Origin of the sequence: Collinsella sp. Sow4_D11, from assembly GCF_052116465.1 — a bacterium.
Lineage (GTDB): Bacteria > Actinomycetota > Coriobacteriia > Coriobacteriales > Coriobacteriaceae > Collinsella.
In genome coordinates this window covers 1-3,399 of sequence record NZ_JBQKLA010000046.1, presented here as the reverse complement: position 1 = coordinate 3,399, position 3,399 = coordinate 1, and the positions used below count along the sequence as shown (strand labels likewise).

Below are 3,399 nucleotides of genomic sequence, written 5' to 3'. Positions count from 1 at the left end.
CCAGCGGAGCCAGTATCATCAGCGTCTCCTCACCGTCGATGCCGACCGACGGCCAGCCATCTCGATCCGCGCATCCACCAGCCGCTCCACACCCGAGGTCGGGTCCACCATGACGATCCGGGCACCAGCCAGACCGGCAGCAACCGCGTCCGCGACGCCGGATGTGTCGAGAACTGGGGTGGTGTGCGAGATGCCGCCACCGGCGTAGGTGCGCATCCCAATCAGGCTGGCCGTCTCCCGGAGGATCGACTGCGCTCGAGGGCGGCGCCAGTCGTTGGCGAGCGGAATGTACGCCTCGCCGCCCGTCTCCGGCTCGGCCCAGATGCGCCAGTCGCCCGCTCGCGCGATCTGCGGCAGGTGCCCGTTCGCCCGGTCGGTGTACAGCCCGCCAGAGGCGTTGATAGTTGCCCTGTTTCCGCCGCCGACCATCTCCCGGCCGTCCTTGGAGACATGGACTTTGATCGTGGCAGTGCGGGTCCGGGCTGCGTCCGCCAGGAGCCGGTTCGCGGTCGCGAGGTCGCCCCGCTCCACGGCGGCGAGAATGCTGGTGCGCACAGTGTCGGGCACGCCGTCAAGCTTGGTTTTCCACTGATTCAGGCGCGCATCGGCGGCCGACTTCTCCAACTGGACCGCGGTGCTGATGTTCTTCGGTGTCTTGAACAGCTGGTCAATGTAGGCGACTGCCGCGGCCTTGCTCCCGAGGTATTGGGTGGCGACCTTGATCATCTGGTCGCGGTACTGGCCGTGGATAGCGATGATCGACTCGATCGACTCACCCTGTTTGGTGCGTTCCTCGATGTCGCGCTGCGCATTGCTGACCATGTCCAGCATGACGCGGTTGTTCGCAATGCCAGCTTCGGTCGTCCGGTCGAACGCGCTCTTGGCCTGGGCGTGCCCGCCAGCGACCTTTTCGGCCCACTCCTTGGCGGCCTTGCTGCCGTCCAGCACGGACTGGTTGAAGCCGAGCTGTGCGTCGAGCATGGCGACGGCAGCGTTGTTGGCGGCGAACAGGCTGTTGACATACTCGTCATAGCTTCGGGTCGCGGCGTCGGTGGCGGCAGAGAGTTCCTTCTGCTGTTTCGTCAGCGCCTCGGATGTCGAGCCTGCGTCCTTGGCGGCGATCTGGGCGGACCGGACGGCGATGGGGATGTCGCCACCCATCCAGCGCACGAGGTCCTCGTTGGACAGGTTGAGCAGGTCGGTGTATCCCGTCGCCTCAGCCAGCGCCGACGCCTGCGCCCGCAGCCCCTCCGCATAGGTCGGGAACTGGCGGATGAGAGAATCGTTATCGACACCCTGCTTCTTGGCCGCCTCGGCCATGCGGGCGAACGCGGCGGCGGCCTTGTCGGCGTGGCCGGTGCCAACCATCTGGCCGAGCGCCTGATCTGCTCGCCGGAAGCCCTCTTCCAGTTCCTTGAGTGCGCCCAGATTGGCCGATGCGCCTGCAAAAAGGTTGGCCATCGGGTCAGAGCTGTTCCGCAGGTCATCCCACTTCCTCAGCTGCTCGAACGCCCCTTCGACGCTCAGTTCGATCTTCTGCCAACCCATGCTCGTCTGAGCCGCGAAGTCTTGGCGAGACATTGCGGCGGCGGCGGATTCAGTGGACAGGGCCAGCTGATCCATCAACGAAGCGGTTTGCTCAAGCGTCGGTTGGCCAACCCTGACCTTTTCAAACACCATGGAGGCGACTTCGAGCGCCACGAAGGCCAGGCCCACAGCGCCAGCGGCCCTCCCCATGGCTCCCAAGGCGCCGATGAACTTGGGCTGGGCTGCCTGCAACGCCAAGAGCGCGGTACGGAACTCGACAGCCGCCGTCGTGGCCTTCATGATCAGACCAGCGGCGAGCGCGAACCCGCCGAACGCGGCCAGCAGCTTGAGGACCGAGGCGGCCATGGTTGGATGCTCAGCAACCGCGTTGATCAGTTCGGTCAGCCACTGCACGACGCTCCGCAATGGGGCTTGGGCGTCTGTGCCCATCTTGATCAGCAGTGTCTCCCACGAGCCGCCGAGCACCTGCAAATCGCCGTTCAGGTTGTCCAGCAGGCCTGCGGCGACACGGGCCGCGTAGCCGGAGTCGTTGACGTTGTCGACCCACTGCTGGATACCCTCAGCGCCCTGCTCGTACAGCACCGACGCGTTGCGGATCGCGAACGAGCCGAAGATCGTGGACAGGGCCGCCTGCCGCTGCTCCACGGTCAGGTCGCCCAGCTTGTCCTTGAGCTGGCCGGCGAGGTTGGTGATGCCCACGAATTGGCCCTCGGCGTCGTAGGCGGAGATGCCGAGCTCGTCCATGGCGCGCTGCGCCTCTCTGGACGGCTTCGCCAGGGCCAGCAGCATCGACTTGAACCCGGTGCCCGCCTCGGCGCCGATCATGCCCGTGGAGGCGAACGCGGCGAGAGTGCCGACGGTCTCCTCGATGGAGACGCCGAATTGGGAGGCGACGACGCCGGACTGCTTGAGCGCCTGCCCCATGTCCCCGACCGAGCCCATGGCCTTACCAGCTCCTGCGGCGAGCAGGTCCGCGACATGCCCAGCGTCCTTGCCCTTCAGCTTGAACTGGACGAGGGCGGCGGATGTTGTTTCAGCGGCGTCGGCGACGCTCAGCTGGCCGGAGGCAGCGAGGTTGAGTGCGCCCCGCAAACCGCCCGACAGGATGTCAGCGGTGGACACGCCAGCCTTCGCCAGCGCCGTGATGCCGTCGGCGGCTTCGGTGGCCGAGAAAGCAGTGTCGCGCCCAGCGTCGAGCGCGGCCTTGCGCAGGCCGGCGATCTGTCCACGGGCCTCCTCGCCAGTGGCGGCAACCTCCGCCATCGACTGCTCGAACGATGCCGAGGCGCGGACGGCCATCGCGACCCCGGCCATGGCGGCGGCGCCGAGGCCGATCATCGCAGTGCCAGCGCGGCGCCACCCCTCCGTCTGAGAGGCCTTCGCGGTCGCCGCGCCCAGAGTCTCCACCGACGCCTTCGCGCGACCCAGCGCCGCCGTGAATCCTTCCACAGAGGCAGCGAGAATGACCTTGACATTGCGGTCAGCCATCAGGGCCTCCCTTCGGGGTGCTCGAACGCGAACCACTTGAGGTGGTGGGTGGGGACGGGCTGGTCATGGTTGGCAGCCTCGAGGGCCTTGACGTGCTTGCTCTGCACCTGCTCCAGCACCTCGCAGGGGCGGCAGCGATACATGCCGACGCGCCACCGTGGCCGCTTGTCCGGCTCGGCGTCGTTGTCCCACAGGCCACGCTCGTAGGGGGTGCCGCAGCCGGGGCAGCACTGCTTCTCCCACGCGTCGAATGCGATCCACAGCGACCGCTCCCACGCGTCGAACTCGGGGTCACGGGTGGTGATGGTTGTGCCGTCGGGGCGGGTGGTGGTGACCGTGGTCGGCTCCCACCCGTTGAATCGG

The 3,399-nt window shown here is 67.2% G+C and carries 2 protein-coding genes; both read right to left on the bottom strand.

The window, feature by feature from the left end; genetic code table 11:
• Window positions 1-18: 18 nt before the first annotated feature.
• The gene (locus ACTQ40_RS10295) at window positions 19-3,036 is read right to left on the bottom strand and encodes a phage tail tape measure protein (protein ID WP_441042105.1); all 3,018 of its coding nucleotides are present in this window, start codon (window positions 3,034-3,036) and stop codon (window positions 19-21) included.
• Window positions 3,036-3,399 (bottom strand): hypothetical protein (locus tag ACTQ40_RS10290; protein ID WP_441564099.1); only part of this gene is annotated, 364 nt, incomplete at its 5' end. The genes ACTQ40_RS10290 and ACTQ40_RS10295, both read right to left, overlap by 1 nt.